The following is a 24,197-nucleotide window of genomic DNA, read 5'->3' as shown; positions in this document are numbered from 1 at the left end:
CGTTTTTCCTTTGCCCCCTGCAAGAGCCCTTGTAAAAAAGTTTCAGGACGATGACGGGGCCATGACGGAATGATGGGCAGCCAGGCTATCCACAGGCGGCCTGGGACAAGTGGCTGTGGATAACCAGGTGCGCTCAGCTTGCCGCCTCTCGGCTTGCCCGGTCGAGCAGCGACAGGATCGAACGGTAGGGGATACCCCCATGCAGCGCCAGACCAATCTCGCAGGTCTTTGAATTGGAGTACCCCGCATCGCAATCTGCTACCTGCACGGCCAAGCCCTTCAGCGCCGAGGCATTGAGCTCCGGCGTGGAAAGCCCCTTGTCGCCGGCGAAGCCGCAGCAGGTGATCTCCGCCGGCACCACCACCTCACGGGCACAGGCCCTGGCCAGCGCCACCATGCGCTCCCCCAGCCCCATATGAGTACTGGAGCAGGTGACATGTACCGCGACGCGCTCATCCAGGGGTGTGAGCTCGAGCCGTGGCAAGAGGTGGTCATGGGCGAAGGCAACCGGCTCCTGCACCGACAGACGCTCATCCAGGCGCGATTGCATATGCAGCACACAAGGACTGGTATCGCTGATGATCGGATAGCGCCCGTTCTGGCTGGCCACCAACAACTCGCGATTGAGCTCACGAGCTTTGTGCGTCGCCTCTTCGAACTGGCCCTTGGAATGGAAGGCCATGCCGCAACAGAGATGCCCCGTCATCTCGGGCAGTATCACCTCGAAACCCGCCCGCTCAAGCAGCGACAGGGTGATCTCCATGATCGAGCGGCTCTCGGCATCGCCATGGGTGGCACCGAACACCCGAGTCGCACAGGAGGGCAGGTAAACCACCTTGTCTTTCGACCCCTCACCAGGCGAGCGCTGCTTGAGCAACCGTATCGGTGCCGCCTTGGGCAGGGTGGGCACCCATTGCGGCACTCGGTTGCCACTAATCTTGGTTATCGAACCGCTGACCCGAGAGAGCCCCTTCTCGCCCAGCACCGCACGGCCAACGCCTGCCATGTTCAGCACGCCCCGGGCAACACGGGTCACCCCGGAGAAGTGGCGCCCCACCCGCCGCGACAGGTCGGCATGCTTCGCCAGTCGCTCATGGCGCATCTCGCGGATCAGCTCACCGGTATTGATACCCACCGGACACTGGGTGGCGCAGAGGCCGTCGACGGCACAGGTCTCGTCGCCGGCGTAGCGATAATCGCGGCGCAACGTGGCAAGCCGTTCGGCCTCCTCTCCGTCGATGGCATCGCCCAATGCCTCGAGCCTTGCCATCTCGCGAGCAATGACGATGCGCTGACGCGGCGTCAGGGTCAGGTCCCTCGACGGGCAGACGTGCTCGCAGAAACCGCACTCGATGCACTTGTCGACGATGGCATGGGCCGCCGGCAACGGCTTGAGGTTTTCCAGGTGCAATGTCGGGTTGCGACTGAGGATGACCTCGGGATTGAGCAGGTTCTCGGGATCGAACAGCGCCTTGATCTGCCACATCAGCGCGTAGGCCTCGGGCCCCCACTCCAGTTCGACATAGGGGGCCATGTTGCGCCCGGTACCATGTTCAGCCTTGAGCGAACCGCCGTACTCGACGCCAACCAACTGCGCTACTTCGTCCATGAGTGCCTGGTAGCGCTCCACCTCGCCGGGCTTCTCGAAGCCCTGGGGGAAGACGAAGTGCAGGTTACCTTCCAGGGCGTGGCCAAAGAGGATGGCCTCCGGATAGCCATGGCGATGGAAGGCTTCGGTCAGCGCCTGAACGCCCTCGTCAAGGCGCTCGATGGGAAAGGCCACGTCCTCGATGATCACCGTGGTGCCGGTCTCACGCACTGCACCCACCGCGGGAAAGAGGCCCTTGCGGATCTTCCAGTAGAGTTCGTAGGTGCTCTTGTCACGAGTGAAGGTGACAGGTTCCAGGGTATGGATACCTTCGAAGATATCCCGCACCGCCAGAAGGCGTTTTTCAAGTTCGTCCTCATCGTTGCCACGCACATCGATCAGCAGCGCCGCCGCATTTTCCGGCAGCGTCTTGAGCACCTCGGGCATGCCCGGCTTGCGCTCCACCGAGCGCAGCGCTGCACGGTCCATCAGCTCGACTGCGGAAACCGGTGCCGGCTTGAGGGCGATGGTCGCCCGGCAGGTGGTGGCCATGTCGGGCAGGAAGAGCAGGGCTGCGGCCTTCAGCGGTTCATCCACCACGGTGTCGTAGGTGATAGTGCTGATGAAGCCCAGCGTCCCTTCGGAGCCGATCATCAAATGCTTGAGTATCTCGATGCCGTCGGTGAAGTCGACCAGGCTGTTTAGCGCATAGCCGGTGGTATTCTTGAGCCGGTACTTGTGGCGAATCTTGTCGGCCAGCGCCTCGTTGGCCCGGGTCTCGGCAGAGAGCCGTTCGAGTCCTTCGACAAGCTCGGCATGGCTGCGACGGAAAACCTCACGACTGGCCGGATCGGCGGTGTCTAGCCGGGTACCGTCGGCCAGGATAACGCGAATATCGCGTACCGTGCGGTAGCTGTTCTGTGCAGTGCCGCAGCACATGCCTGAGGCATTATTGGCGGCGATGCCGCCGATCATGCAGCTGCCGATGGAAGCCGGGTCCGGCCCGATCTTGCGCCCGAAGGGGGCCAGCAACTGATTGGCCCGCGCCCCGATCACCCCAGGCTGCAGGCGAATCGCCTGCCCGCTTTCGAGAATCTCATGGCTACGCCAGCCCTGACCAACCTGGATCAGCACGGAGTCGGTAACCGCCTGACCGGAAAGCGAGGTACCGGCGGCGCGGAAGGTCACCGGCAAGCGACGTGTGCGACACGCCGCCAGAGCCGTCATCAACTCATCTTCACTCTCGGGACGCACAATCAACCGGGGAATCAGACGGTAGAAGCTGGCGTCGGTGCCATAAGCCAGAGTGCGCAGCGAGTCATCGATCAACCGCTCGGCAGGTATGCTCTCGAGCAGTTCGCACTTGAGCTCCTGCCAGGCATCGGCACTGGGTGGAGCAAGTGTCACAGATGTCATGAGGGTTCCTCGGTGTGACGCACCAGCACGACCAGTTCACGGGGGCCGTGTACGCCATAGGCCAGGGTCTGCTCGATGTCAGCGGTCTTGCTCGGACCCGAAATGAGCAAGGCATTGGTGGGCATGCCGCCTGCCCAACCATGGGCCTCGACCACATCGAAGAAGGTGTCCTCCAGCGTGTCGGCATCCAGCACGGCGATGTGTATTGGCGGCACCAGGCTGATCAGGCGGGGTTCATCTGGAGTCGGCCACAGCCAGAGGCTGCCGGTCTCGGCAATACCACCCCGAGTGGACGTCAGGCCGGCATCCGTGGACGCGAACTGCTCCTGCTGCCACTCCTCCACATCACGATCGGCATCGATCAGGGTCACCTCCCCTTCGACCAGGCCTGCTCTCGCCTCGGCCGCCACCGGATGCTCACGGCCCAGTGCCAGGCGCTGGATATTCTTTGCCATCAGCACGTCAGCCAGTGACGTGGTCCATGCACCATGAGTCGTGTGAACCACCTCGCCATGGACCGAGGTGATCAGTCGCTCAAAGCGCTCGATACGCTCTTCGGCACTCCAGCCCCGTCCGCTCACCACGCCAAAATCGCTTAGTGGTGCGGTCAAGGGACCGTCGGTGCGCTCACGCAGGCGCTTGAGTATGTTCTCGCGTGCACTCATGAGTTGTCCTCCCCATCCCTATCCCGGCGGTGCGATTTGACCAGCGCGTGGAGCGACTGCTTCGCCGGCTTCAGTGCCGTGCGGTATTGCGTCCAGGGCCCGAACCTCGTTGGCGTCAAACCACGCAGTTTACCGGCCATTAGCAAGCTCGTCCGCCAGGCCGAGGGATGGGTCGCAAGCCACTGCCAGCTCTTCCAGGCCGCCGCCTCTTTCTTCGTGCGCTTGACCCCGGCGCCGGGGACGTTGCCGCGCCCCTCGCCAACCGCCTCACGGCGCAGGCGTACCAGCAGGTCGGGGATCGGGATCTTGACCGGACACACCTCGCCACAGGCGCCGCACAGGCTGGATGCGGTGGGCAGGTCCTTCGTTTCCTCGAGACCCAGCATATGGGGCATCAAGATGCTGCCAATGGGGCCAGGATAGGTGGTGCCGTAGCTATGACCGCCGACGCGGGTATAAACCGGGCAGTGATTCATGCAGGCCCCGCAGCGAATGCAGCGCAGGGTGTCGAGCAATTCGTTGTCCTGGTAGATATTGGAGCGACCATTGTCGACCAGCACCAGGTGGACTTCCTTGGGGCCATCGTGTTCGCCGGGCTTGCGCGGTGAGCTGATCATGTTGAAGTAGGTGGTGACGTGCTGGCCGGTTGCAGAGCGCGTGAGCAGTGCATAGAGCGGCGGCACGTCGCGCAGGTGCTCGACCACCTTCTCGATGCCCGTCACGGCAATATGCACCGGGGGAACCGTGGTCGTCATGCGCCCGTTGCCCTCGTTCTCCACCAGGCAGAGAGTCCCGGTCTCAGCCACGGCAAAGTTGACCCCCGAGACGCCCACGTCCGCATTCATGAAGCGCTCACGCAGTTGAGTCCTGGCGGCCGCGGTCATGGTGTCGACATCGCGGGTACGCTCGATACCCGTCTTTTCGTGCATGATGTCAGAAATTTCGTCGGTGTTTAGGTGGATCGCCGGCATGATGATATGCGAGGGGGTCTGGTCGTTGAGCTGCACCAGGTACTCGCCGAGGTCGGACTCCAGCGCCTCGATGCCCGCCTCTTCCAAGTGGGCGTTGAGATGCATCTCCTCGGAGACCATGGACTTGCCCTTGATGACCGCTTTCGCCCCGTGAGATTCGCACAGCTCACGGACAATTCGGCAGGCCTCCTCACCATCTTCGGCCCAGTGGACCCGGATGCCGTTGGCCTCGCAGTTGGTCTCCAACTGCTCAAGCAGGTCAGGCAGCTTGGCCAGGGCCCGCAGGCGAATATTGGCGCCCAGATCCCGAAGAGTTTCCAGATCCCAGTCACTGAAGACATCGCGCCGCTTGGTCATCAGGCCATCCATGGCACGACGGAAATTGGAGCGGATCTGTGGATTGCCCAGGGCATCATGGGCCTGACGATGAAAGGCCCGCGGCGTATAGATCTCGACGCTCATGACGTTCTCCGCCATAGGTAACTCGCGATATGCTCGCCCTGGATCGACTTCTTTTGGTGTTCGAAGCGGCCATTAATGTTCATCAGACAGCCACAGTCGGACGTGACAAAGTGCCTCACGCCCGTGCCTTCGATCGCTTGGGTCTTGTCTTCGACCATGGCGGCGGAAACTTCCGGATGGCGCACTGCAAAGGTGCCACCAAAGCCGCAGCACTCGGCGGCCCGAGCCTGCCCCACCAGCTCGACCTGCCCCATTCTGGCCAGTAGCATCGGTCCGGTTTCGCCCAACCCCATCTCACGACGAGCACTGCAGGAGGTATGCATAACCACTTTTTCAGGCTGACCGCGGTCCTCGAGCTTTAGCTGGCAGACATGCAGCAGGAACTCCGTGAGTTCATAGATGCGCCCGGCCACCTCGCTGGCTTGCGCTTCTTGATCAGAACCAGCGAAAAGCTGTGGGTAGTGAGTGCGCATCATGCCCCCACAGGAGCCTGAAGGAACGATAATCGGCCACGGATCCGGGAATAGCCTGAGCTGCGCAGCCGCCACCGCGCGAGCTTCGCTCTGATAGCCCGAAGTATAGGCCGGCTGACCGCAGCAAGTCTGGTCTTCGGGAAAGAGAACTTCGATACCCTCACGCTCCAGCAGGCGAATGCCATCCAAGCCCGCTTCGGGGTAGAACGCATCGACGAGACAGGTGCCGAAGAAGTAGACCTTTTCGGGCTTGGGCGGATATAGCTTGACTGGCGTCATGAGGATCCCTCACGGTCGGCCCGCCGGAAGCTGCGGACTACGGTAGATTTGCTGTGTCACACGTCAGTTATTGTGTTCGATAACGTCGATCTTCGCACAGGGTTTGCCTTGCCTCTTCATCGCCCGAAAGATTGGTAAAACCAATTTACCGGAAAACAAAACGGACATTAGGTTCCAGCTTGCAACATGTCAAACGGCAGACCATTTTTTACCTCTCTGGATGGGCTATACTTTGGTCTACTCTTTTTTATGCTGTCGCAAGCGCATGATAAGCGGTCAGTTTTTCTCTCCTCCAACCCATTGCATCATGACGACAATCACGTCAGTATTGGTAAGACCAATTATGCTCGACTGCCAGGAAAGCCTGCATGTCCTATCAGACCCTTCGCCAGCCCAAGCTTGCTGATGTGATCACCGAGCGCCTCGAGGCCATGATTCTCGAGGGTAGCCTCAAGCCAGGCCAACGGTTGCCGCCGGAGCGGGAGTTGGCCGAACGTTTTGGTGTTTCCCGACCCTCACTGCGCGAAGCCATACAGAAGCTGGCCACGCGTGGATTGCTGACCAGCCGCCAGGGCGGCGGCACTTTCGTGACAAGCGAGCTCAACAGCGGATACAGCGACCCTCTCCTGGACATGCTATCCCGTCATCACGAATTCCATCTAGACCTGCTGGAATTTCGCGATGCCATGGAGGGCATATCGGCCTACTATGCCGCCTTGCGCTCAACACCAGCCGACAAGGCCATGCTGATCAAGCGATTCGACGAGTTGGAAGCCTGTTTCGCTGGCCGCAACCCGGCGCTCGAAGCCAAGGCCGACGCGGCCTTCCACCTGGCAATCGCGGAGGCGGGCCACAACGTGCTGCTGCTGCATACCATTCGCGGCATATTCCACCTGCTGGAAAAGAGTATCGTCGACAACCTGGCCCACCTGTTCGAGAAGCCCCAGTCGCGCCCCCTGCTGATGAAACAGCACCGCGCCCTGCTGGATGCCATTCTCGAAGGCCGGGCAGAGGACGCCCGGGCTCGTGCCCACGAGCATCTGGTCTTCGTCGAAGAGGAACTGCTGGAAATGGAGCGAGCCGAAACCCGCGCCCAGCGAGCCCTGCGACGCGCCCAGGCCCTGCCCGAAATCCAGCAGTAGGGAGCACTCGCGTGAAAGGTCCGCACCATCCACCTCGCCTGTCGACTCCTCTCCGCCGGCTGCTGCTGTTGCTGCTGCCACTGGGTCTTGTAGTGGTCATATGGCAGGCCGCCCAAGTGGCGCGAGAACAGGCACTACAGACCTTGGTGCGAGAAGCCGAGAACGAGCTGCGCCTCTCGGCTGCCGGTCTTGAGGGGCATCTGACACGCAATGACTACCTACCCCAACTGCTGGCTTCCCGTGAAATGGTCCAGCGTTTCCTGCTCAATCCTGGCCAGCAGGATGCCATGCCGCTCAACCTGCTGCTCGACCAGTTCCGGGCCACAGCAAATGTGTCCGACGTCTATCTACTTGATGACCAGGCCAATACCCTGGCCGCGAGCAATTGGCACCGACCCAATACCTTCATCGGCCAGAACTACGCGTTTCGCAGCTATTACCAGGATGCCATTGCTGGTGGCCGTGGGCGCTTCTACGGCCTTGGCGTGCAGTCGCTTGAAAGAGGTTACTATTTTTCCGCACCGGTGTGGCTAGAGGACACTGCCCCAGATGCCCGTCCCAGCGGCGTCATGGTCATCAAGATCCTGCTGGATTCGGTCGAGGAGAGCTGGGCAGAGCAGGACGCCGTGCTGATGGTCACCGACAAGGACGACATCATCTTCATGGCAAGCCACCCCGAGCTACGCATGGCAGCGCTGTATCCACTCTCGGAAGAGGAGCGTCAAACCCTGCTGGCAACTAGGCGCTATGCCGACGAACCACTCTCTCCCTCGGGTATCGATATCCAGGAGCAACGCCCTGATGGCAGCCGCCTGGTCAGTTTCCAATCTGGTCCATTGGCGGAAGGTGGATTCCTGGGCGTTACACGCCACATGGAGGCCTACGACTGGGATATGCATATTCTCAAACCCCTCGATTCGGTGCACAACGCACAATGGTTCTCTGCCCTGCTCGCCGGCGGTCTCTATGGGATGGTCACACTGGCAGGCGGCGCTGGCTGGCAAAGGCTGCGACTGCGCCGTGAGCGGGAGCTGTTCGCCGAACGTGAGCGCCAGACCTTGGCCAAGGCTCGGGACGAACTGGAGCGCAACGTCGCGCTGCGCACGCGTGACCTGCTGGAAACTAACCGACTGCTTTCCGACGAGATCGAAGAGCGACGCCGCGCCGAGGCCAACCTGCGACAGACTCAGGACGAGCTGGTTCAGGCGGCCAAGCTGGCAGTCCTGGGCCAGTTGGCCGCCGGTATCAATCATGAGCTCAATCAGCCACTGGCAGCAATCCGAGCCTATGCGGAGAATGCCAGGGCCTTCCTCGAGCGCCAGCGCATTGAGGCAGCCGATGCCAACCTGGCCCAGGTCGTCGAGCTCACCGAGCGCATGGCCGAGATCAGCGCTCAGTTGCGTCAATTCTCGCGCAAGAGCGACAGCTCGTTGACGACGGTATCGGTGCAGGCATGCTTCGACTACGCGCTACGGCTCTACCAGAATCGGCTTCGCGACGTTGACGTCATCCGCCACTGGGACGAAGAGGTCTGGGTCCATGCTGACTTGGTTCGTCTTGAGCAGGTGCTGGTCAACCTGATCGGCAATGCGCTGCAGGCAATGACGGAATCGTCCGAGCCCAAGCTCATCCTCAGCGCCGAGATCGCAGCAGGCAACGTGCGTATCGGCGTCAGTGATACTGGTCCCGGTATTCCAGAGCCGTACCTTTCACGTATCTTCGAGCCGTTCTTCACCACCAAGTCACCGGGCAGCGGACTGGGGCTGGGGCTATCGATATCGGCACGCATCATCAAGGATCTGGGGGGTGAAATCGAAGCTGGTAACCAGCCTGTCGCCGGGGCAAGCTTCACCATTATCCTGCCTCGGGTGAAACGCCCCGACACCTCCCTGCCATCGCCAACCCAGGAGCAGCAGTCACATGCATGACCCGGCAGCCGCACCGGTGCTGATCGTCGATGACGAACCCCACTTGCGTATCACCGCCGGCCAGACACTGGAACTGGCCGGTTATCTGCCCGAGCCCCACGCCAGCGCCGAGAGCGCTCTGGAGACGCTGATGCCCGACTTCCCCGGGGTGATCGTCAGTGATATCCGCATGCCGGGGATGGATGGCATGGCCCTGCTGAAGGAAGTGCGTCTTCGCGACCCCGACCTGCCGGTCATCCTGATTACCGGACACGGTGACATTTCCACCGCCGTGGAGGCGATGCGGGAAGGCGCCTGGGATTTTCTGGAAAAACCCTTCGCCGGCGAGCGCCTGGTGGAGATGGTACGACGTGGCGTCGACAAGCGCCGCCTGAGCCTGGAGAACCGGCGGCTCAAGGCCGAACTCGAAGCACAGCAGGCCGCGCCCGGCCCGCGCCTGGTGGGGCGCACCCAGGCTATCCAACGACTGGCCTCCATGATCCAGCGTATCGGCCAGGTGGAAACCGACGTTCTTCTGTTCGGCGAGACAGGCACCGGCAAGGACCTGGTGGCCCGCGCCATTCATGAGCGCAGCCCACGCGGCGGCCACCCCTTCGTCGCCATCAACTGCGGGGCCGTGCCGGAAAGCATCATCGAGTCGGAGCTGTTCGGCCACGAAAAAGGAGCGTTTACCGGCGCCGTGGAGCGCCGTATCGGTAAATTCGAACACGCCAACGGCGGCACCGTCTTCCTCGACGAGATCGAGTCCATGCCGCTGACCCTGCAAGTCAAGCTGCTGCGGGTTCTGCAGGAGCGCTGTGTCGAACGGTTGGGTGCCAATGAGACCGTGCTGCTCAACATTCGGGTCATCGCCGCCACCAAGGTCGACCTCAAGGTTGCCGCCGAGGAGGGCCAGTTCCGAGAGGACCTCTACTATCGCCTCAACGTGGTCACCCTGCCGATTCCGCCGCTGCGGGATCGTCGTGAGGATATCCCGCTGCTCTTCCAGCACTTCGCCGTCGTCGCAGCCAATCGCAGCGGCCTGGAAGCGCCACCCCTGGATACAAGCGCTGTCTCGACGCTGATGGCCCATGACTGGCCCGGCAATGTCCGCGAACTGCGCAACCTGGCCGAACGCTATGTGCTGTTGGGATCGGCATTCGACTATCGCCTCGACGCTCTGCTCGAGGGCGTCGAGACCGCCGGTGCCGACCTCGCCCTGCCGCAGCAGGTCGAACTGTTCGAGAAAAGCCTCATCAGCCAATCGCTGGCGAGCCACCGTGGACGTATCAACGAAGTCTGTGAACACCTGGGGCTGCCGCGCAAGACCCTCTACGACAAGCTCAAGAAGTATAGTCTGAAGGCCGAGGACTACCGCCAGAAGGTCATGCCCTGAGCGACCAGCTCGCCCAATACCGACCAGGACGGCAGCTGCGGCCTGCATTTTTTGAACGGCTGGATGCCGGTGCCGAAGGCGCTACTCCGTCTGCGAGGCGAGGTACTCGTCCTTGAGCTTCACGTAGTTGCCCGCGGTATAGGGAAAGAAGGCACGCTCGCTCTCCTTGATCGGCCGCATCGCCCTGGCCGGATTGCCGGCATACACATGCCCGCTCTCCAGGCGCTTGCCCGGGGGCACTAGCGCACCCGCGGCAATGATCACCTCGTCCTCGACCACAGCGCCATCCATGACGATGGCCCCCATGCCCACCAGGATACGGTTGCCCAGGGTAGCCCCGTGCAGGACCGCCTTGTGGCCGATGGTCACGTCGTCGCCGATGATGAGCGGAAAGCCATCGGGATTGAAGTCGCTGGCATGGGTGATATGCAGCACGCTGCCATCCTGCACGCTGGTGCGCGCACCGATACGAATGCGGTGCATGTCGCCACGTATGACCGTCATGGGCCAGACCGAACTGTCATCGCCCAGCACCACGTCGCCCAGCACCACGCTGGCCGGGTCCACATAGACCCGCTCTCCCAGGCTAGGGGTCACGCCCTTCCAGCTGCGAATAGGGTTTCCCGCTTGCATCTCGCCTCCTTTGACCGGCTCGCCGGCCATGTCATAGCAGCCCGGCAGCCAGCACCAGGACCGTCAGTGGAATCGATACCCAGCGTACCACCCCCAGCCAGAGGCGAAAGCCCGGCTCTCCGACGCCCAGGGCGCCCCGGGTAGCCCCTTGCGGCATGATCCAGGCCGCAAAGACGGCGATCAGCAGGCCGCCCACCGGCAGGAATATCTCGGTGGGAATGGTCGTCACCAGGTCGAAGACGTTCATGCCCGCCAGCGGACGCCATTCGGCCAGCGTCGAGAACGACAGCACCGACAGCAGGCCCATCAGCCACACCGCCACGCCGATGACCGCGGCGGCCTGGCCGCGCCCGAGTCCCAGGCCCTGCAGCGTGGCGACCATCGGCTCGGCCAGGTTGATCGACGAGGTCCAGGTCGCCAGCAGCAGCAGCAGGAAGAAGGTGCTCAACCACAGCGCGCCCCAGGGCAGCTCGGCGAAGGCAATCGGCAGCGTCACGAACATCAGGCCCGGCCCCTCGGCGGGGTCCATGCCCTGGGCGAACACCACCGAGAAGATGGCGATACCCGCCAGCAGTGCCACGCCCACGTCGAGAGCGGCCACCGCGGCGGCGGCTCGAGGCAGGCTCTGGCGCTCGGGCATGTAGGCACCATAGGCCATCAAGGCACAGGCTCCCACTGCCAGCGTAAAGAAGGCATGGCCCATGGCATGCATCACGACGAGCGGTGTTATGGCCGTGAAGTCGGGCTGGAATAACCACACCAGGGCCGGCCGGAACCCCGCCGTGGTCGCCGCATAGCCGGCCAGCAGGAGCAGCAGCAGATAAAGAAGCGGCATCAGCAGATTATTGAGCCGCTCGAGCCCCTTGGCCACGCCGGCGGCCACCACGCTCATGGTCATGAAGAGGAAGAGCGTATGAGTGAAGGTCATGCGCCGGGGGTCGGCAAGGAAGGCATCGAACCCGGTACCGATGTCCGCGGCACTGAGGCCGACGAAGTTGCCGTTGACCGACGCCACCAGGAACTCGATCGACCAGCCGGAGACCACGGAGTAGAAGGAGAGGATGCAAAAGACCGTAAAGGCGCCGAAGAGTCCCAGCCAGCGCCAGTGTTTGCTGGCACCGGCAGCAGAGGCGAGATACCCCAGCGACTGCATCGGCGAACGGCGGCCTGCGCGACCGACCAGTATCTCGGCAATCATCACCGGCAGCCCCAGAAGCAGCACAAATGCCACATACAGCACCAGGAAGGCAGCCCCGCCATTCTCGCCAGTGATATAGGGAAAACGCCAAATATTTCCGAGGCCTACGGCTGCACCGGTCACCGCTAGAATGAAGGCCCGCCGGGTACTCCAGCGCTCCAGGGTTGCGTTCATGCCGTCGACCTCTCCTTCGTGAAGTCCGCAAGACTATCAGGCCGGCTCGATGGCACCAAATCCATCGATATCCCATGATGCATTGAAACCCGGCCTGCCCGGCCGCATCTAAAGTCAATTGCGGGTAACCTGATACCTATCCAACCCTTCCGCCCTGCTCCCGAGGTGTGCATGTCCCACAATCCGCTGCTCGACTCCCACGACCTGCCGCCCTTCGCCGATATCGCCCCGGACCATGTGGTGCCGGCCGTCGAAGAATTGATCGCGGAAAACCGGGCGGCCATCGACACGCTCGTCGCACACGCGCGGCAGGAGACGCCGACCTGGGCGAGTCTTGCCGCCCCCCTCGAGGCGCTCAACGACCGTCTCTCCCGGGCCTGGTCGCCGGTCTCTCACCTCAACGGGACCATGAACACGCCTGCGCTGCGCGAAGCGTATCAGGCCTGCCTGGGTCAGCTGTCCGACTACAGTACCTGGCTGGGGCAGCACGAAGGGCTGTTTCAGGCCTGGCAGGCGCTGAAGGAGGGACCTGACTGGGAATCGCTGGATGAAGGCCAGCGCCGCAGCATCGACAATACCCTGCGCGACTTCCATCTCGCCGGCGTCGACCTGCCCGCCGAGGAAAAGCGCCGCTATGGCGAGATCAAGTCACGGCTCTCGGAGCTTTCCAACACCTTTTCCAATCAGCTGCTGGATGCCACCCAGGCATGGCACAAGGACATCGACGACGCAGCCCGGCTGTCCGGCCTGCCGGAGAGTGCCCTGGCGACGCTTGCCGCCAACGCCGAAGCCAAGAATGCGCGCGGCTATCGCATCACCCTGGATTTTCCCAGCTTCTATCCGGTGCTGACCTTCGCCGACGACGCCTCCCTGCGCCGCGAGGTCTACACGGCCTTCGTTACCCGCGCCTCCGACCAGGGGCCCAATGCCGGCGAGTACGACAACGCACCGATCATCGAGGAGACCCTTCGCCTGCGCCACGAGCTGGCCGTACTGCTCGGCTTCGCCACCTATGCCGACTACTCCCTGACCACCAAGATGGCCGAATCGCCCCAGCAGGCGATCGAGTTTCTGGAGGACCTGGCCAGGCGCGCCGCGCCCCAGGCACGCGAAGAATTTGGTGAGCTAGCCGAGTTCGCCCACACCGAGCTGGGCATCGCCGAGCTGTCCCCCTGGGACGTGGGCTATGCCAGCGAGAAGCTTCGCGAAGCACGCCACGCCATTTCCCAAGAGCAACTGCGCCCCCACTTCCCGGCGCCCCGGGTGGTGGACGGACTATTCCGGGTCGTCGAGCGTCTCTATGGCGTCACTTTTCAGGAGGACACCTCGGCCCCGCGCTACCACCCGGAAGTGCACTACTTCCAGATTCTCGAGCACGGCCAGGCCATTGCCGGCTTCTATCTCGACCTTTACGCCCGAGAGGGCAAGCGCGGCGGGGCCTGGATGGATGAGTGCCGGGTGCGGCGCTGCCGTGAAGATGGCTCCCTGCAGCTGCCGGTGGCCTACCTGACCTGCAACTTCACCCGCCCGGTAGGCGACAGCCCCGCCCTGCTGACCCATGACGAGGTCACCACCCTGTTCCACGAATTCGGACACGGACTGCATCATATGCTGACCCGACAGACCGTGGCCGATATCTCTGGTATCAACGGGGTGGCATGGGACGCCGTGGAACTCCCAAGCCAATTCATGGAAAATTTCTGCTGGGAACGCGAAGGGCTGGACATGATTGCCGGTCACGTCGACACCGGCGAACCGCTGCCAGCCGAGCTGCTGGAACGCCTGCAGGATGCCCGAAATTTCCAGGCGGCCATGGGCTTGATGCGCCAGATTGAGTTTTCGCTGTTCGACCTGCGCCTGCATAATGAATTGATCGGCCCCACTGCCGCCGATGTGCAGACGCTGCTCGACGAGGTGCGTACCGCCGTTTCGGTGGTACCGCGGGCCGATTTCAACCGCTTTCAAAACGGCTTCAGTCATGTCTTCGCCGGCGGCTATGCGGCAGGCTACTACAGCTACAAGTGGGCCGAGGTACTCTCGGCCGATGCATGGAGCGCCTTCGAGGAGGCCGGGATATTCGATGGCGAGACCGGCAGGCGCTTTCGCCACGATATCCTCGAGCAGGGCGGCTCCCGGGACGCCGCCGAGCTGTTTCAAGCCTTCCGTGGCCGCGAACCCAGCGTCGAGCCGCTACTACGCCATAGCGGGATTCGTGCCGCCTGACCCGATACCCGCTGGTCATCGACCGCCACCGGGGCACTACCGCCCCGGTGACTGCCATACAGGAGTTTCCATGGCCGTTCAGAAACGCTTTATCGCCGGCGCCATCTGCCCTCGCTGCGCCCAGATGGACCGCATCCGCTCCTGGGAGCAGAACGGAATTCGCTACCGCGACTGCGTCAGCTGCGACTTCTTCGAGCAGGCAGCCATCGAGGACGATGCCCACGACGAGCTGGAAACCCGGGTCAACCGAGAGCGTGAGGAGCAGCGCACCGACACCATTCAGACCGTAAGGATTCTCGATCCCAAAGGACGCTGATCATGTCAAAGGAAGCGGTCGCCAGGAGACCCCAGCTCCAGCCCATGACGAACTCCGCCAGGCCCTTGCCCTGAACCGACTGGCCGAAGAACCTGAGCCCCCCCGATATCAGCCCCCCCATGGCAAACCGTTAACCAACACTGGCAGCGTGAACTGGCCGAGCGCCTGCGTCAGCAGCGACTTGATCTCCGGCTCGCCTACGCTAACGAATGACCTGCATCAGGCGAGACGACTGATTGCCACCCCGGTCGCGACACCCCAGACTCACCGACCCGAAGCGTGCGAAAAACCGCACACGGAAAGAAACGAGTGTGCGATCATCCAGCCGTTTCTTGATTTTTACCCCTCAACTTTAGTCGCAACGCTTGCGAATAAGTCTCTGTTTTTTTTATGGCGTAATTTTTACGGCACACAATCTGCTTCTTGTTATTCTGGAATGCATCGCCCGGGCAACAATCAAACCAGGCGGCATCAGCCAGACTGACCGACAGCGGCCACAGTGCCCGCTGGACGATAACCACAATTGCAACGGAGATACGCCATGCGCAACGTCACCACAATAGCGCTTACCGGCACATTGGCCGGCGCCATGCTGATGGCAGCCTCAGCCCACGCCGACCGCGCAGACTGGCCGGACAACTTCACGGTGGGCACCGCCAGTCAGGGCGGCACCTATTTCGTCTATGGCTCCGGCTGGGCCAATTTGATTGCTGATGAACTGGGCATCTCCGGTGGCGGGGAAGTGACTGGTGGCCCGACCCAGAACCTGGCTCTGGTTCACAGCGGAGATGTCGCCTTTGGCCTTACCACTATGGGGCCGGCCTCCGATGCCGTCAAAGGTGAGAGCCCGCTGGCTCCCGGCGTGAAAATGGACAATGTCTGCGCCCTGTTTCCGATGTACGAGACACCGTTCTCCATCACCGCACTCTCCAGCACCGGCATCACTTCCATCTCGGAAATTCCGGATGGCGCTCGCATCGGCTTCGGGCCGGCAGCCTCCACGTCCGACACCTACTTCCCGGCCATTCTCGAGACCCTGGGCGTGAATTTCGAGCGCCGCAACGGCGGCTGGACCGACCTCGGAGGCCAGTTGCAGGATGGGCTGTTGGACGTTATCGCCTTCGCTGCAGGCATCCCGATTCCAGCGGTGAGCCAGCTCGAAGTACAGACTAACGTGAATATCATCGAATTCACCAAGGAAGAGCAGCAAACCGTCATCGACAACTTCCCTGTGGCAGCCTTCCAGATTCCGGCTAGCACCTATACCACACTGGAAGAGAGTGCCAACGCTGTTTCCATGTGGAACTTCGCCATCGCCCGCTGCGATCTACCGGAAGACTTCGTCTATGAAGTCACCAAGGCGACCATGGAAAACAATGACAAGATGCGTAATGTGCACCGCAGTGCAGAAACCACCATCCCAGAGAACGTGGTGCATAATCAGGTGCTGCCATTCCACCCGGGTGCTGTGCGCTGGTATCAGGAAAATGGCCATGAAATTGACGAATCGCTGATCAAGTAAGCATCGTCAAACTGACGCCATGCCTCGTACCGACCGGTTCAGGGCATGGCGCATTTCTCCGTAGCATCCCACCCGAGGGTGAATGACCCATGAACAACACTCCCGATACCCGACCCGGGGCGTCCGAGGAGGCCGTCGCCAAGGCGCCCGAAACCATCGCCGAAGGCGTCGACGAGGAAGTAATCGAGTCAAATCGCCGACTCTTTTCCGGTTGGCAGTGGTTCCTGTTTGGCGCCATGGCCATCGCCTATTCCAGCTTCCATCTGATTTCACTGAATGTCTATCCGATGGAGACCTGGTCGTTTCGCATCGTTCACATCTGTGGTGCGTTGATCCTTGGCTATGCCCTCTATACGGGTGCCCGCTTTTCCGAAAGCCACGAGGTCAGCCCGGCCGGTCGTTGGCTCTCGATAGCAAGTTATGCCCTGATGCTGCCGGCACTCTATGCCCTGTTTCAGGTATTCCAGATAAATCGTGCCATGAACGAGGGCGCTCTGCGTATAGACGCCGCCATCGAAACCTGGCACTTCGGCTACCCGTTGATCTTTGCGACTGCGGCTGCCATCGTCATTTCCTGGTTCCATCGTCACTCGCGCGAAAGGCTCTGTCCCGCCGACCTGGTATTGATGATCAGTGCCATCGCCAGCGCCGGCTATTTGATCATCATGTTCAGCAGCCCCATGCGCGCTTCCACCGGTACCGCTTTCGCCCCCATCGGCATATCGTGGGCCGCCATAGCAGGCTCGCTGCTGATTCTGGAGCTCACCCGCCGCGTGACCGGCCTGGCCCTGGTCGTCATATCCGCGATTTTCCTCATCTACGTGTTTGCCGGTCCCTATCTGCCAGGCTTCCTCGGCTATCCCGGCTTGTCGTTGAACCGCTTCTTCAGCCAGGTCTATACCGATGCCGGTATTCTCGGGCCAACCACGGCCGTGTCCTCGACCTATATCATTCTGTTCATCATCTTCGCCGCCTTCTTGCAGGCCTCCAAGGTAGGCGACTACTTTGTCAACTTCGCCTTCGCCGCCGCCGGCCGTGCGCGTGGCGGCCCCGCGAAGGTCTCCATTTTTGCGTCCGGCCTGATGGGCATGATCAATGGCACCAGCGCCGGCAATGTGGTGTCGACCGGCTCGCTGACCATCCCGCTGATGAAGAAGGTGGGCTATCCGGCCCGTAGCGCTGGCGCCATCGAGGCCGCCGCCTCCACCGGCGGCCAGATCATGCCGCCAATCATGGGCGCCGGTGCCTTCATCATGGCCGAGATTACCGGCATCCCCTATACCGAAATCGCTGTAGCGGCATTGATCCCCGCTATTCTCTATTTCGCTTCGGTATACTTCATGGTGGACTTCGAAGCTGCCCGCAAGGGCATGCGCGGCATGCGCAAGGACGAGATCCCGCTATTCTCAAAGTTGGTCAAGCAGGTCTATCTGTTCACTCCCATCATCATCCTGATTGCTGCGCTGTTCATGGGCTACTCGGTGATTCGTGCCGGCACCCTGGCCACCGCATCGGCTGCCGTCGTGAGCTGGTTCTCTCCCAACAAGATGGGTATTGCCGCCATTCTCACCGCGTTGCGACTGGCCGGCACCATGTCGATTCAGATCATTGCCGTATGCGCCTGCGCTGGCCTCATCGTAGGTGTGATCTCACTGACCGGCGTGGGGGCTCGCTTCTCGTCACTGCTGCTCGGGCTCGCCGGGGTCAGTCAGCTACTCGCCCTGATCTTCGCCATGTGTATCAGCATACTCTTGGGCATGGGCATGCCGACCACCGCGGCCTATGCCGTAGCTGCCTCGGTGGTAGCACCCGGGCTGATCAATATCGGCATCCAACCGCTGGTGGCCCACTTCTTCGTATTCTACTTCGCGGTGGTGTCGGCGATCACGCCGCCGGTGGCGCTGGCCTCCTACGCCGCGGCAGGCATCTCCGGCGCCAACGCCATGCAAACCTCGGTGACCTCGTTCAAGATCGGTCTTGCGGCTTTCATCGTGCCTTTCATGTTCTTCTACAGCCCGGCCATGCTGATGGAAGGCACCTGGGTGCAGATCCTGCGAGTCGGGGTGACCGCCACCCTAGGTATCGTACTGCTCGCCGCCACCGTCCAGGCCTGGTTCTTCGGGCCGGTCAAGGCATGGATGCGTGTGGTGATGATGATCGGCGCAATGTTCATGATCTATGGCGGAATCTATACCGACATAGCTGGGCTCGCTATAGGCGGGGGGTTGTTCCTGCTACAGCGCAGGTCTTCTGGCGGTGGTGCCAAGACAGTGCCATCGGGCTGAAACCTGCCCCTTTGGTTCCTGTTACAACGCACTATCAAGAAGGGTCCCACCACGGTGGGGCCCTTTACATCCTGTACATCTCACCAGAGTTCAACCGCTCGCACTGATCTCTACCGTACCGCAGGCCATGCGATCACCGCCGCCGCCAAGGTGGGGCTCATCCGAGTAGGTATCGCCACCTTCGTGGAGCATCAAGCTGCGACCGTCCATGTCGTCGAGACTGAGTCGCGGCGCGAGCACCGGCAGGTTGGCATCGCCGCCCTCATTGACGATCAACACCGGCAGATCGCCGAGATGACCGTGCCCATAGGGGCCCTGGTGGGTATCGGTTTCGTCGGGATCGTAATGGCCACCCGCCTCGCCGGCCGCGGTCACCTCGCCGCCGTCGTTCTCGCGTGGCTCGCAGCTGGCATTTCCGAGGACATGCCTGGATCAAGCTAGACGCTGAAGCGACAGCCAGCCAGTGGCTCAGCTCAAATTATCGAGTATGCGCAGGCAGGGCGTAGCCTGATTGAGCGTATAGAAATGCAATCCCGGGGCACCGCCGTCCAGCAGGCGCTGGCAGAGACGTGACACCACCTCCTCGCCGAAGGCCGTAATAGACTCGCTGTCATCGCCATAGGCCTCGAGCTGCTTGCGAATCCAGCGAGGAATTTCGGCACCGCAGGCGCCGGAGAAGCGTGCCAGCTTGGTGTAGTTGGTGATCGGCATGATGCCTGGGACGATGGGCGCCTCAACGCCCATCGCACGAGCCCGCTCCACAAAGTGAAAATAGGCATCGGCAGTGAAAAAATACTGAGTGACGGCAAAGTTGGCGCCCGCCTTCATCTTGCGCACGAAGTTCTCCAGGTCCTTCTCAAAGCTGGGTGCCTGGGGGTGGGATTCCGGATATGCAGCTACTGCGATCTCGAAGTGATCGCCGGTCTCCTCACGGACGAATTCGACGAGTTCGTTGGCGTAGCGCAGCTCGCCGATGCCGCCCATGCCGGAGGGAAGATCTCCCCTCAGCGCTACCAGGCTGTCGATGCCCTGCTCACGATAGCGATGCAGCAGGTCACGCAGCTGTGCCTTCTCGCTCCCGATACAGGAGAGATGCGGGGCGGTGGTGATACCCGACTCGCGTACGGTCTGCACGGTACTGAGCGTGCGAGCCTGTGTCGAGCCGCCGGCGCCGTAGGTCACCGAAAAGAAGCGCGGATTACGTTCGGCAAGGGCATCGCGCACACCCATCAGCTTCTCGCGCCCGAGGTCGGTATTGGGCGGAAAGAATTCGAAACTGATACCCAGCGGGTGTACCTGCGTGCTCATCGGTCACTCTCCTTCGTTAGTCGGCGAGGCCAAAATAGGCCACGCCACGATGTATCGATCACTCTGGTTCGAGTCTATGGCCTACCATTTTGCCGGCCGGCCTCTATAGAGACCAATGAAAGTTTCCCGGCATGCGCATTAGTTCCGGTCATGTTGCGCGCTGTGGTCGACACTCCTCGCTGACATGCGTGCGAGTGCCAGGCATCATGACGTCTTTCGATAAGGAATTGGCAGGCGATGATCGACCCCGGCGCCCTGATGGGCCCCCTCTGGACACTGCTGGCCTTCGTCGGCCTGGGCTGGCTGGCGGCGCGCCATCTGGCCGTTGACCCACGGCCGATCGCCACGCTGCTGATCTACCTGATCGCCCCGCTCACCTTCTTTCGCGGCCTCACCTTCGGAGGCCCGACGCCAGGCTACCTGCTGCTGACACTGGCCTTGTTTACGCTGGCCAGTCTAATGGCCATACTCGTCAACCAGGTAGGCAAACGCTTTTTCGCCTCGCAGGAGAGCGCCCTGCTGGCCTTTTCGGCCGGAACCGGTAATACCGGCTACTTTGGCCTGCCAATCGCCATGATCCTGCTTCCCCCCGAAGGGGTGACCCTCTACCTGTTCTGCGTCCTCGGGGTCACGCTCTACGAGTTCACAGTGGGTTTCTATCTCAGCGCCCGTGGACAGTTCACGGTACGCCAGAGCCTGATCAAGATCACTCGACTCCCGCTCATCTACGCCTTCCTCGCCGCCCTGTTGGTCAGCGGCCTGGGTCTGGTGGTTCCGGTTGCGATCATGGACGGCCTGGCCGTGTTCCCGGCCACCTATACCCTGCTGGGCATGATGATCATCGGCATGACCCTGAGCCGCGTCTCGGTCAGAGAATTCGACACTCGCTTCATCAGCGCCTGCGTGGCGGTGCGTTTCGGCCTCTGGCCGCTGGTCGCGCTGCTGGCCGTACTCGTACTGCAGTCACTGATGCAGCTGCCCATCGAGCTGGCCATGGCACTACTGCTGGTGGGAGTGGTCCCCATGGCCGCCAATGTGGTGGTGGTTGCCATGGAGCTCGGCATTCGACCCGAGAAGGGCGCCATTGCGGTACTCCTGACCACCCTGGCCGCACCACTGCTGATTCCATTCTATCTAGAAGTCCTGATGCGCCTTACCGGCCTGGGGTGAATTCTGAGTACCTTTTGATCCCCTTAACCGGACATGAAGACGCCACCCGCAGGCGGCGTCCTTAGTCTTGGCTACGCCATGCATTCTAGTAGCGATAGGTGTCCGGCTTGAACGGCCCTTCCACCGGCACCCCGGTATACTCGGCCTGCTCCTCGGTCAGGCGTGTGAGCACTCCGCCGAAGCCCTCGACCATATAGCGGGCCACTTCTTCGTCGAGGTGACGCGGCAGCACGGTGACCTCCAGGCCGCCCTGGCGCTCCTCCTCGGGCAGCTCGGCGAAGCGCCGCTCGTAGAGATGGATCTGCGCCAGCACCTGATTGGCGAAGGAACCGTCCATGATGCGCGAGGGGTGGCCCGTGGCATTGCCCAGGTTCACCAGCCGTCCTTCGGAGAGCAGCAGCAGATAGTCACTGCTTGCCGGGTCGAAGCGGCCCGGCTTGCTGTCGCGATAGACCTTGTGCACCTGGGGCTTGATCTCCTCCCAGTGCCAATGGCGACGCATATAGCCGGTTTCGATCTCGTTGTCGAAGTGGCCGATGTTGCACACCACGGCTCCCTTCTTGAGCGTTTCAAGCATGTTGGCATCGCAGGCGCAGATGTTGCCGGTACAGGTCACCACCAGGTCGATCCGGCCCAGCAGCGCCCGGTCGATGCTGTCACGTCCGCCATTGAGCCCCTCCAGATAGGGTGAAACCACTTCGTAACCGTCCATGCACGCCTGCATGGCGCAGATCGGGTCGATTTCGGCGACCTTGACGATCATGCCCTCCTGGCGCAGTGACGCCGCCGAGCCCTTGCCCACGTCGCCGTAGCCCACCACCAGCGCCTGCTTGCCCGCCAGCAGGTGGTCGAGGCCACGCTTGATGGCGTCGTTGAGCGAATGGCGACAGCCGTACTTATTGTCATTCTTCGACTTGGTCACAGCGTCGTTGACGTTGATCGCCGGGACCCTGAGGGAGCCGTCGCACAGCATCTCTTGCAGCCGGTGAACACCGGTGGTGGTCTCCTCCGAGATGCCATGGACAGCAGCCAACAGCTCGGGGCGCTTGTCGTGCAGCAGCGCAGTGAGATCGCCGCCGTCGTCGAGCACCATGTTGGGCCGCCAGTCATCGGGGCCTTCTACGGTCTGCTCGATACACCACCAGAACTCCTCCTCCGTCTCGCCCTTCCAGGCGAACACCGGGATGCCCGCGGCGGCGATGGCCGCGGCAGCGTGGTCCTGGGTCGAGAAGATATTGCATGACGACCAGCGCACCGAGGCGCCCAGGTCGACCAGGGTCTCGATCAACACTGCGGTCTGGATGGTCATGTGAATGCATCCAGCGATACGGGCACCAGCCAGCGGCTGCCGGTCATGGTACTTGGCACGAATCTTCATCAGCGCCGGCATCTCGGTCTCGGCGATGCGGATCTCGCGACGCCCCCAGTCGGCCAGCGTGATATCGGCAACCTTGTAGTCTTGAGCACCCAAGGCAGAAACGGCGGCCTGGTTCATTCGTCACCTCCTCGATTGATATCGGTGACCTTCACTATAAGCCCAGCGTGGGCGTCCACGCCAAGGCATCGCTTTCACGCAGGGTCAAAAGACTTGGCCGTGCCAGACGACGACGCCCGGCACAGGGCCGGGCGTCATGGTGAGCGCAGATAGGTGAGAAAGAAGCGTTACAAGCCGGCAGCCTGCCGCAGCGCCTGGGCACGATCTATCCGCTCCCAGGGGAAGGCGGTGAAGGTCTCGACCTGTTCATGTCCCTTGTCATCCTTCCAGCGGTAGGAGGTCTCGAAGGGCTCGCGACCGAAGTGGCCATAGGCCGCGGTGAGCTGATACATGGGGTGGAGCAGGTCGAGCATGCGGGTAATGGCGAAGGGTCGCAGGTCGAAGTGCTCGCGCACCAGCTCGATGATACGCGCCTCGTCCACCTTGCCGGTGCCGAAGGTGTTGATCGCCACCGAGGTGGGCTGTGCCACGCCGATGGCATAGGAGATCTGGATCTCGCACTTGTCGGCCAGCCCCGCCGCAACGATATTCTTGGCCACGTAGCGGCCGGCGTAGGCGGCGCTGCGGTCGACTTTGGAGGGGTCCTTGCCGGAGAAGGCGCCGCCGCCGTGACGCGCCATGCCGCCGTAGGTATCGACGATGATCTTGCGCCCGGTCAGCCCGCAGTCGCCTACCGGCCCACCAATGACAAACTTGCCGGTGGGGTTGATATGGTACTGGGTCGCCTCGGTGAGCCATTGCTCAGGGATCACCTGCTCGATGATCTCGTGCTTGACCATCTTGCGCAGTTCCTCCTGATCGATCTCCGGGTCGTGCTGGGTCGACAACACCACCGCCTCGACGCCACAGGGCATGCCGGCCTCGTCGTAGCGAAAGGTGACCTGGCTCTTGGCATCCGGGCGCAGCCAGGGCAGCAGGCCGTTCTTGCGCAGCTCCGCCTGACGCTCCACCAGCCGGTGGGCATAGTGAATCGGCGCCGGCATGAAGGAGTCGGTCTCGTTGGTGGCGTAGCCGAACATCAATCCCTGGTCGCCGGCACCCTGATCCTCCGGCTTGACGCGATCGACGCCCTGGGCGATGTCCACGCTCTGCTTGCCGATCAGATTGAGCACGCCGCAGGTCTCGCCATCGAAGCCCACCTCGGAGGAGGTGTAGCCGATACCGGTGATGACCTCGCGCACCAGCGCCTCGAGATCGACCCAGGCCGAGGTGGTGATCTCGCCGGCAACGATCGCCACGCCGGTCTTGACCAGCGTCTCGCAGGCCACGCGGGCCTGCTTGTCCCGGGCGATGATGGCGTCCAGCACCGCATCGGAAATCTGATCGGCGATCTTGTCCGGATGTCCTTCGGACACGGACTCGGAGGTGAACAGGGAGTATTCGCTCATGGGCATCCTCGACCAACTGTGTAACGGCAAAACGCTGCGGCGCGATTCCCGTCAGGATAACAGCCCCTGCCGGTACAGGTGGAAATCGATACGGCAGGAAAGAAAATCCCCCGTTTTCGGGGCCAAGAGTTTACACGCTGGTACCTTTGGAGACACCCGCCATTTGATGACCGGCGGCAAGTCGGC

The 24,197-nt window shown here is 62.1% G+C and carries 17 protein-coding genes and 1 pseudogene; 8 read left to right on the top strand and 10 right to left on the bottom strand.

The window, feature by feature from the left end; genetic code table 11:
- Window positions 1-133 precede the first annotated feature (133 nt).
- The 4 genes from DU490_RS12575 to DU490_RS12560 are packed head-to-tail and all read right to left on the bottom strand — an operon-like array spanning window position 134 to window position 5,854.
- Window positions 134-3,004, bottom strand: a complete 2,871-nt coding sequence (locus DU490_RS12575; protein WP_114574637.1) for an FAD-binding and (Fe-S)-binding domain-containing protein — start codon at window positions 3,002-3,004, stop codon at window positions 134-136.
- On the bottom strand, window positions 3,001-3,669 hold the full coding sequence (locus tag DU490_RS12570) for a lactate utilization protein (RefSeq protein ID WP_114574636.1): 669 nt from the start codon (window positions 3,667-3,669) through the stop codon (window positions 3,001-3,003). Before DU490_RS12570 ends, DU490_RS12575 begins: the two co-directional genes overlap by 4 nt.
- On the bottom strand, window positions 3,666-5,102 hold the full coding sequence (locus DU490_RS12565) for a LutB/LldF family L-lactate oxidation iron-sulfur protein (RefSeq protein ID WP_114574635.1): 1,437 nt from the start codon (window positions 5,100-5,102) through the stop codon (window positions 3,666-3,668). Before DU490_RS12565 ends, DU490_RS12570 begins: the two co-directional genes overlap by 4 nt.
- Window positions 5,099-5,854: a (Fe-S)-binding protein gene (locus tag DU490_RS12560; RefSeq protein WP_114574634.1), complete on the bottom strand. Its 756-nt coding sequence runs from the start codon at window positions 5,852-5,854 to the stop codon at window positions 5,099-5,101. Before DU490_RS12560 ends, DU490_RS12565 begins: the two co-directional genes overlap by 4 nt.
- Before the next feature lie 368 nt (window positions 5,855-6,222).
- Between DU490_RS12560 and DU490_RS12555 the strand changes: the two genes are divergently transcribed.
- From DU490_RS12555 to DU490_RS12545, 3 genes are read left to right on the top strand one after another with little or no spacing between them, the layout of a single operon-like run.
- Window positions 6,223-6,996, top strand: a complete 774-nt coding sequence (locus DU490_RS12555) for a GntR family transcriptional regulator (RefSeq protein ID WP_114574633.1) — start codon at window positions 6,223-6,225, stop codon at window positions 6,994-6,996.
- An 11-nt stretch (window positions 6,997-7,007) separates the two neighbouring features.
- Complete coding sequence (locus DU490_RS12550; protein ID WP_114574632.1) at window positions 7,008-8,924, top strand: ATP-binding protein; 1,917 nt, start codon at window positions 7,008-7,010, stop codon at window positions 8,922-8,924.
- A complete protein-coding gene (locus tag DU490_RS12545) occupies window positions 8,917-10,299 on the top strand; it encodes a sigma-54 dependent transcriptional regulator (RefSeq protein ID WP_114574631.1) in 1,383 nt (460 codons plus the stop codon). The genes DU490_RS12550 and DU490_RS12545 overlap by 8 nt, the downstream gene beginning before the upstream one ends.
- Window positions 10,300-10,380: 81 nt before the next feature.
- On the opposite strand, the gene DU490_RS12540 is transcribed toward DU490_RS12545, so the two are convergent.
- Both DU490_RS12540 and DU490_RS12535 read right to left on the bottom strand, forming a co-directional pair.
- Window positions 10,381-10,932 (bottom strand): gamma carbonic anhydrase family protein, encoded by a 552-nt coding sequence (locus tag DU490_RS12540; RefSeq protein WP_114574630.1) that lies wholly within the window; start codon window positions 10,930-10,932, stop codon window positions 10,381-10,383.
- A gap of 31 nt (window positions 10,933-10,963) precedes the next feature.
- Window positions 10,964-12,304, bottom strand: coding sequence for a sodium-dependent transporter (locus tag DU490_RS12535; RefSeq protein ID WP_114574629.1), 1,341 nt, complete (start codon window positions 12,302-12,304; stop codon window positions 10,964-10,966).
- A 171-nt stretch (window positions 12,305-12,475) separates the two neighbouring features.
- On the opposite strand from DU490_RS12535, the gene prlC reads away from it, so the two are divergent.
- From prlC to DU490_RS12515, 4 genes are all read left to right on the top strand, one after another.
- Window positions 12,476-14,527: an oligopeptidase A gene (gene prlC / locus DU490_RS12530; protein WP_114574628.1), complete on the top strand. Its 2,052-nt coding sequence runs from the start codon at window positions 12,476-12,478 to the stop codon at window positions 14,525-14,527.
- 70 nt (window positions 14,528-14,597) lie between these two features.
- Window positions 14,598-14,843, top strand: coding sequence for a YheV family putative zinc ribbon protein (locus tag DU490_RS12525; protein ID WP_114574627.1), 246 nt, complete (start codon window positions 14,598-14,600; stop codon window positions 14,841-14,843).
- Between the two features lie 541 nt (window positions 14,844-15,384).
- Window positions 15,385-16,365 carry a TAXI family TRAP transporter solute-binding subunit gene (locus DU490_RS12520; protein ID WP_114574626.1) on the top strand — a complete coding sequence of 327 codons (981 nt, stop codon included), beginning with the start codon at window positions 15,385-15,387 and terminating at the stop codon, window positions 16,363-16,365.
- An 89-nt stretch (window positions 16,366-16,454) separates the two neighbouring features.
- On the top strand, window positions 16,455-18,650 hold the full coding sequence (locus DU490_RS12515; protein WP_114574625.1) for a TRAP transporter permease: 2,196 nt from the start codon (window positions 16,455-16,457) through the stop codon (window positions 18,648-18,650).
- Between the two features lie 90 nt (window positions 18,651-18,740).
- On the opposite strand, the pseudogene DU490_RS12510 reads toward DU490_RS12515, so the two are convergent.
- Window positions 18,741-19,076, bottom strand: a pseudogene (locus tag DU490_RS12510) (superoxide dismutase family protein); the annotation flags it as partial.
- Window positions 19,077-19,118: 42 nt separating this feature from the next.
- The gene (gene metF, locus DU490_RS12505) at window positions 19,119-19,958 is read right to left on the bottom strand and encodes a methylenetetrahydrofolate reductase [NAD(P)H] (protein ID WP_114574624.1); all 840 of its coding nucleotides are present in this window, start codon (window positions 19,956-19,958) and stop codon (window positions 19,119-19,121) included.
- 237 nt (window positions 19,959-20,195) lie between these two features.
- Here metF and DU490_RS12500 point away from each other — a divergent pair, with 237 nt between their 5' ends.
- The gene (locus DU490_RS12500) at window positions 20,196-21,128 is read left to right on the top strand and encodes an AEC family transporter (protein ID WP_114574623.1); all 933 of its coding nucleotides are present in this window, start codon (window positions 20,196-20,198) and stop codon (window positions 21,126-21,128) included.
- Window positions 21,129-21,213: 85 nt separating this feature from the next.
- Here the strand turns inward: DU490_RS12500 and ahcY are convergent, their stop codons facing one another.
- Window positions 21,214-22,623 carry an adenosylhomocysteinase gene (ahcY, locus tag DU490_RS12495; RefSeq protein WP_114574622.1) on the bottom strand — a complete coding sequence of 470 codons (1,410 nt, stop codon included), beginning with the start codon at window positions 22,621-22,623 and terminating at the stop codon, window positions 21,214-21,216.
- A gap of 167 nt (window positions 22,624-22,790) precedes the next feature.
- Complete coding sequence (metK, locus tag DU490_RS12490) at window positions 22,791-24,011, bottom strand: methionine adenosyltransferase (protein ID WP_114574621.1); 1,221 nt, start codon at window positions 24,009-24,011, stop codon at window positions 22,791-22,793.
- Window positions 24,012-24,197: the final 186 nt, after the last annotated feature.

The organism is Halomonas sp. DQ26W (assembly GCF_003339685.1).
In the GTDB taxonomy this organism is placed as follows: domain Bacteria; phylum Pseudomonadota; class Gammaproteobacteria; order Pseudomonadales; family Halomonadaceae; genus Halomonas.
The sequence above is the reverse complement of the archived record's forward strand: the minus strand, read 5'-3'. Positions and strand labels throughout refer to the sequence as shown.

Excerpts from the sequence above, each read along its gene's own strand:
- DU490_RS12575 (WP_114574637.1), bottom strand. The coding sequence starts at position 3,004 with ATGACATCTGTGACACTTGCTCCACCCAGTGCCGATGCCTGGCAGGAG.
- DU490_RS12570 (WP_114574636.1), bottom strand. The coding sequence starts at position 3,669 with ATGAGTGCACGCGAGAACATACTCAAGCGCCTGCGTGAGCGCACCGAC.
- DU490_RS12565 (WP_114574635.1), bottom strand. The coding sequence starts at position 5,102 with ATGAGCGTCGAGATCTATACGCCGCGGGCCTTTCATCGTCAGGCCCAT.
- DU490_RS12560 (WP_114574634.1), bottom strand. The coding sequence starts at position 5,854 with ATGACGCCAGTCAAGCTATATCCGCCCAAGCCCGAAAAGGTCTACTTC.
- DU490_RS12555 (WP_114574633.1), top strand. The coding sequence starts at position 6,223 with ATGTCCTATCAGACCCTTCGCCAGCCCAAGCTTGCTGATGTGATCACC.
- DU490_RS12545 (WP_114574631.1), top strand. The coding sequence starts at position 8,917 with ATGCATGACCCGGCAGCCGCACCGGTGCTGATCGTCGATGACGAACCC.
- DU490_RS12540 (WP_114574630.1), bottom strand. The coding sequence starts at position 10,932 with ATGCAAGCGGGAAACCCTATTCGCAGCTGGAAGGGCGTGACCCCTAGC.
- DU490_RS12535 (WP_114574629.1), bottom strand. The coding sequence starts at position 12,304 with ATGAACGCAACCCTGGAGCGCTGGAGTACCCGGCGGGCCTTCATTCTA.
- prlC (WP_114574628.1), top strand. The coding sequence starts at position 12,476 with ATGTCCCACAATCCGCTGCTCGACTCCCACGACCTGCCGCCCTTCGCC.
- DU490_RS12525 (WP_114574627.1), top strand. The coding sequence starts at position 14,598 with ATGGCCGTTCAGAAACGCTTTATCGCCGGCGCCATCTGCCCTCGCTGC.
- DU490_RS12520 (WP_114574626.1), top strand. The coding sequence starts at position 15,385 with ATGCGCAACGTCACCACAATAGCGCTTACCGGCACATTGGCCGGCGCC.
- DU490_RS12515 (WP_114574625.1), top strand. The coding sequence starts at position 16,455 with ATGAACAACACTCCCGATACCCGACCCGGGGCGTCCGAGGAGGCCGTC.
- metF (WP_114574624.1), bottom strand. The coding sequence starts at position 19,958 with ATGAGCACGCAGGTACACCCGCTGGGTATCAGTTTCGAATTCTTTCCG.
- DU490_RS12500 (WP_114574623.1), top strand. The coding sequence starts at position 20,196 with ATGATCGACCCCGGCGCCCTGATGGGCCCCCTCTGGACACTGCTGGCC.
- ahcY (WP_114574622.1), bottom strand. The coding sequence starts at position 22,623 with ATGAACCAGGCCGCCGTTTCTGCCTTGGGTGCTCAAGACTACAAGGTT.
- metK (WP_114574621.1), bottom strand. The coding sequence starts at position 24,011 with ATGAGCGAATACTCCCTGTTCACCTCCGAGTCCGTGTCCGAAGGACAT.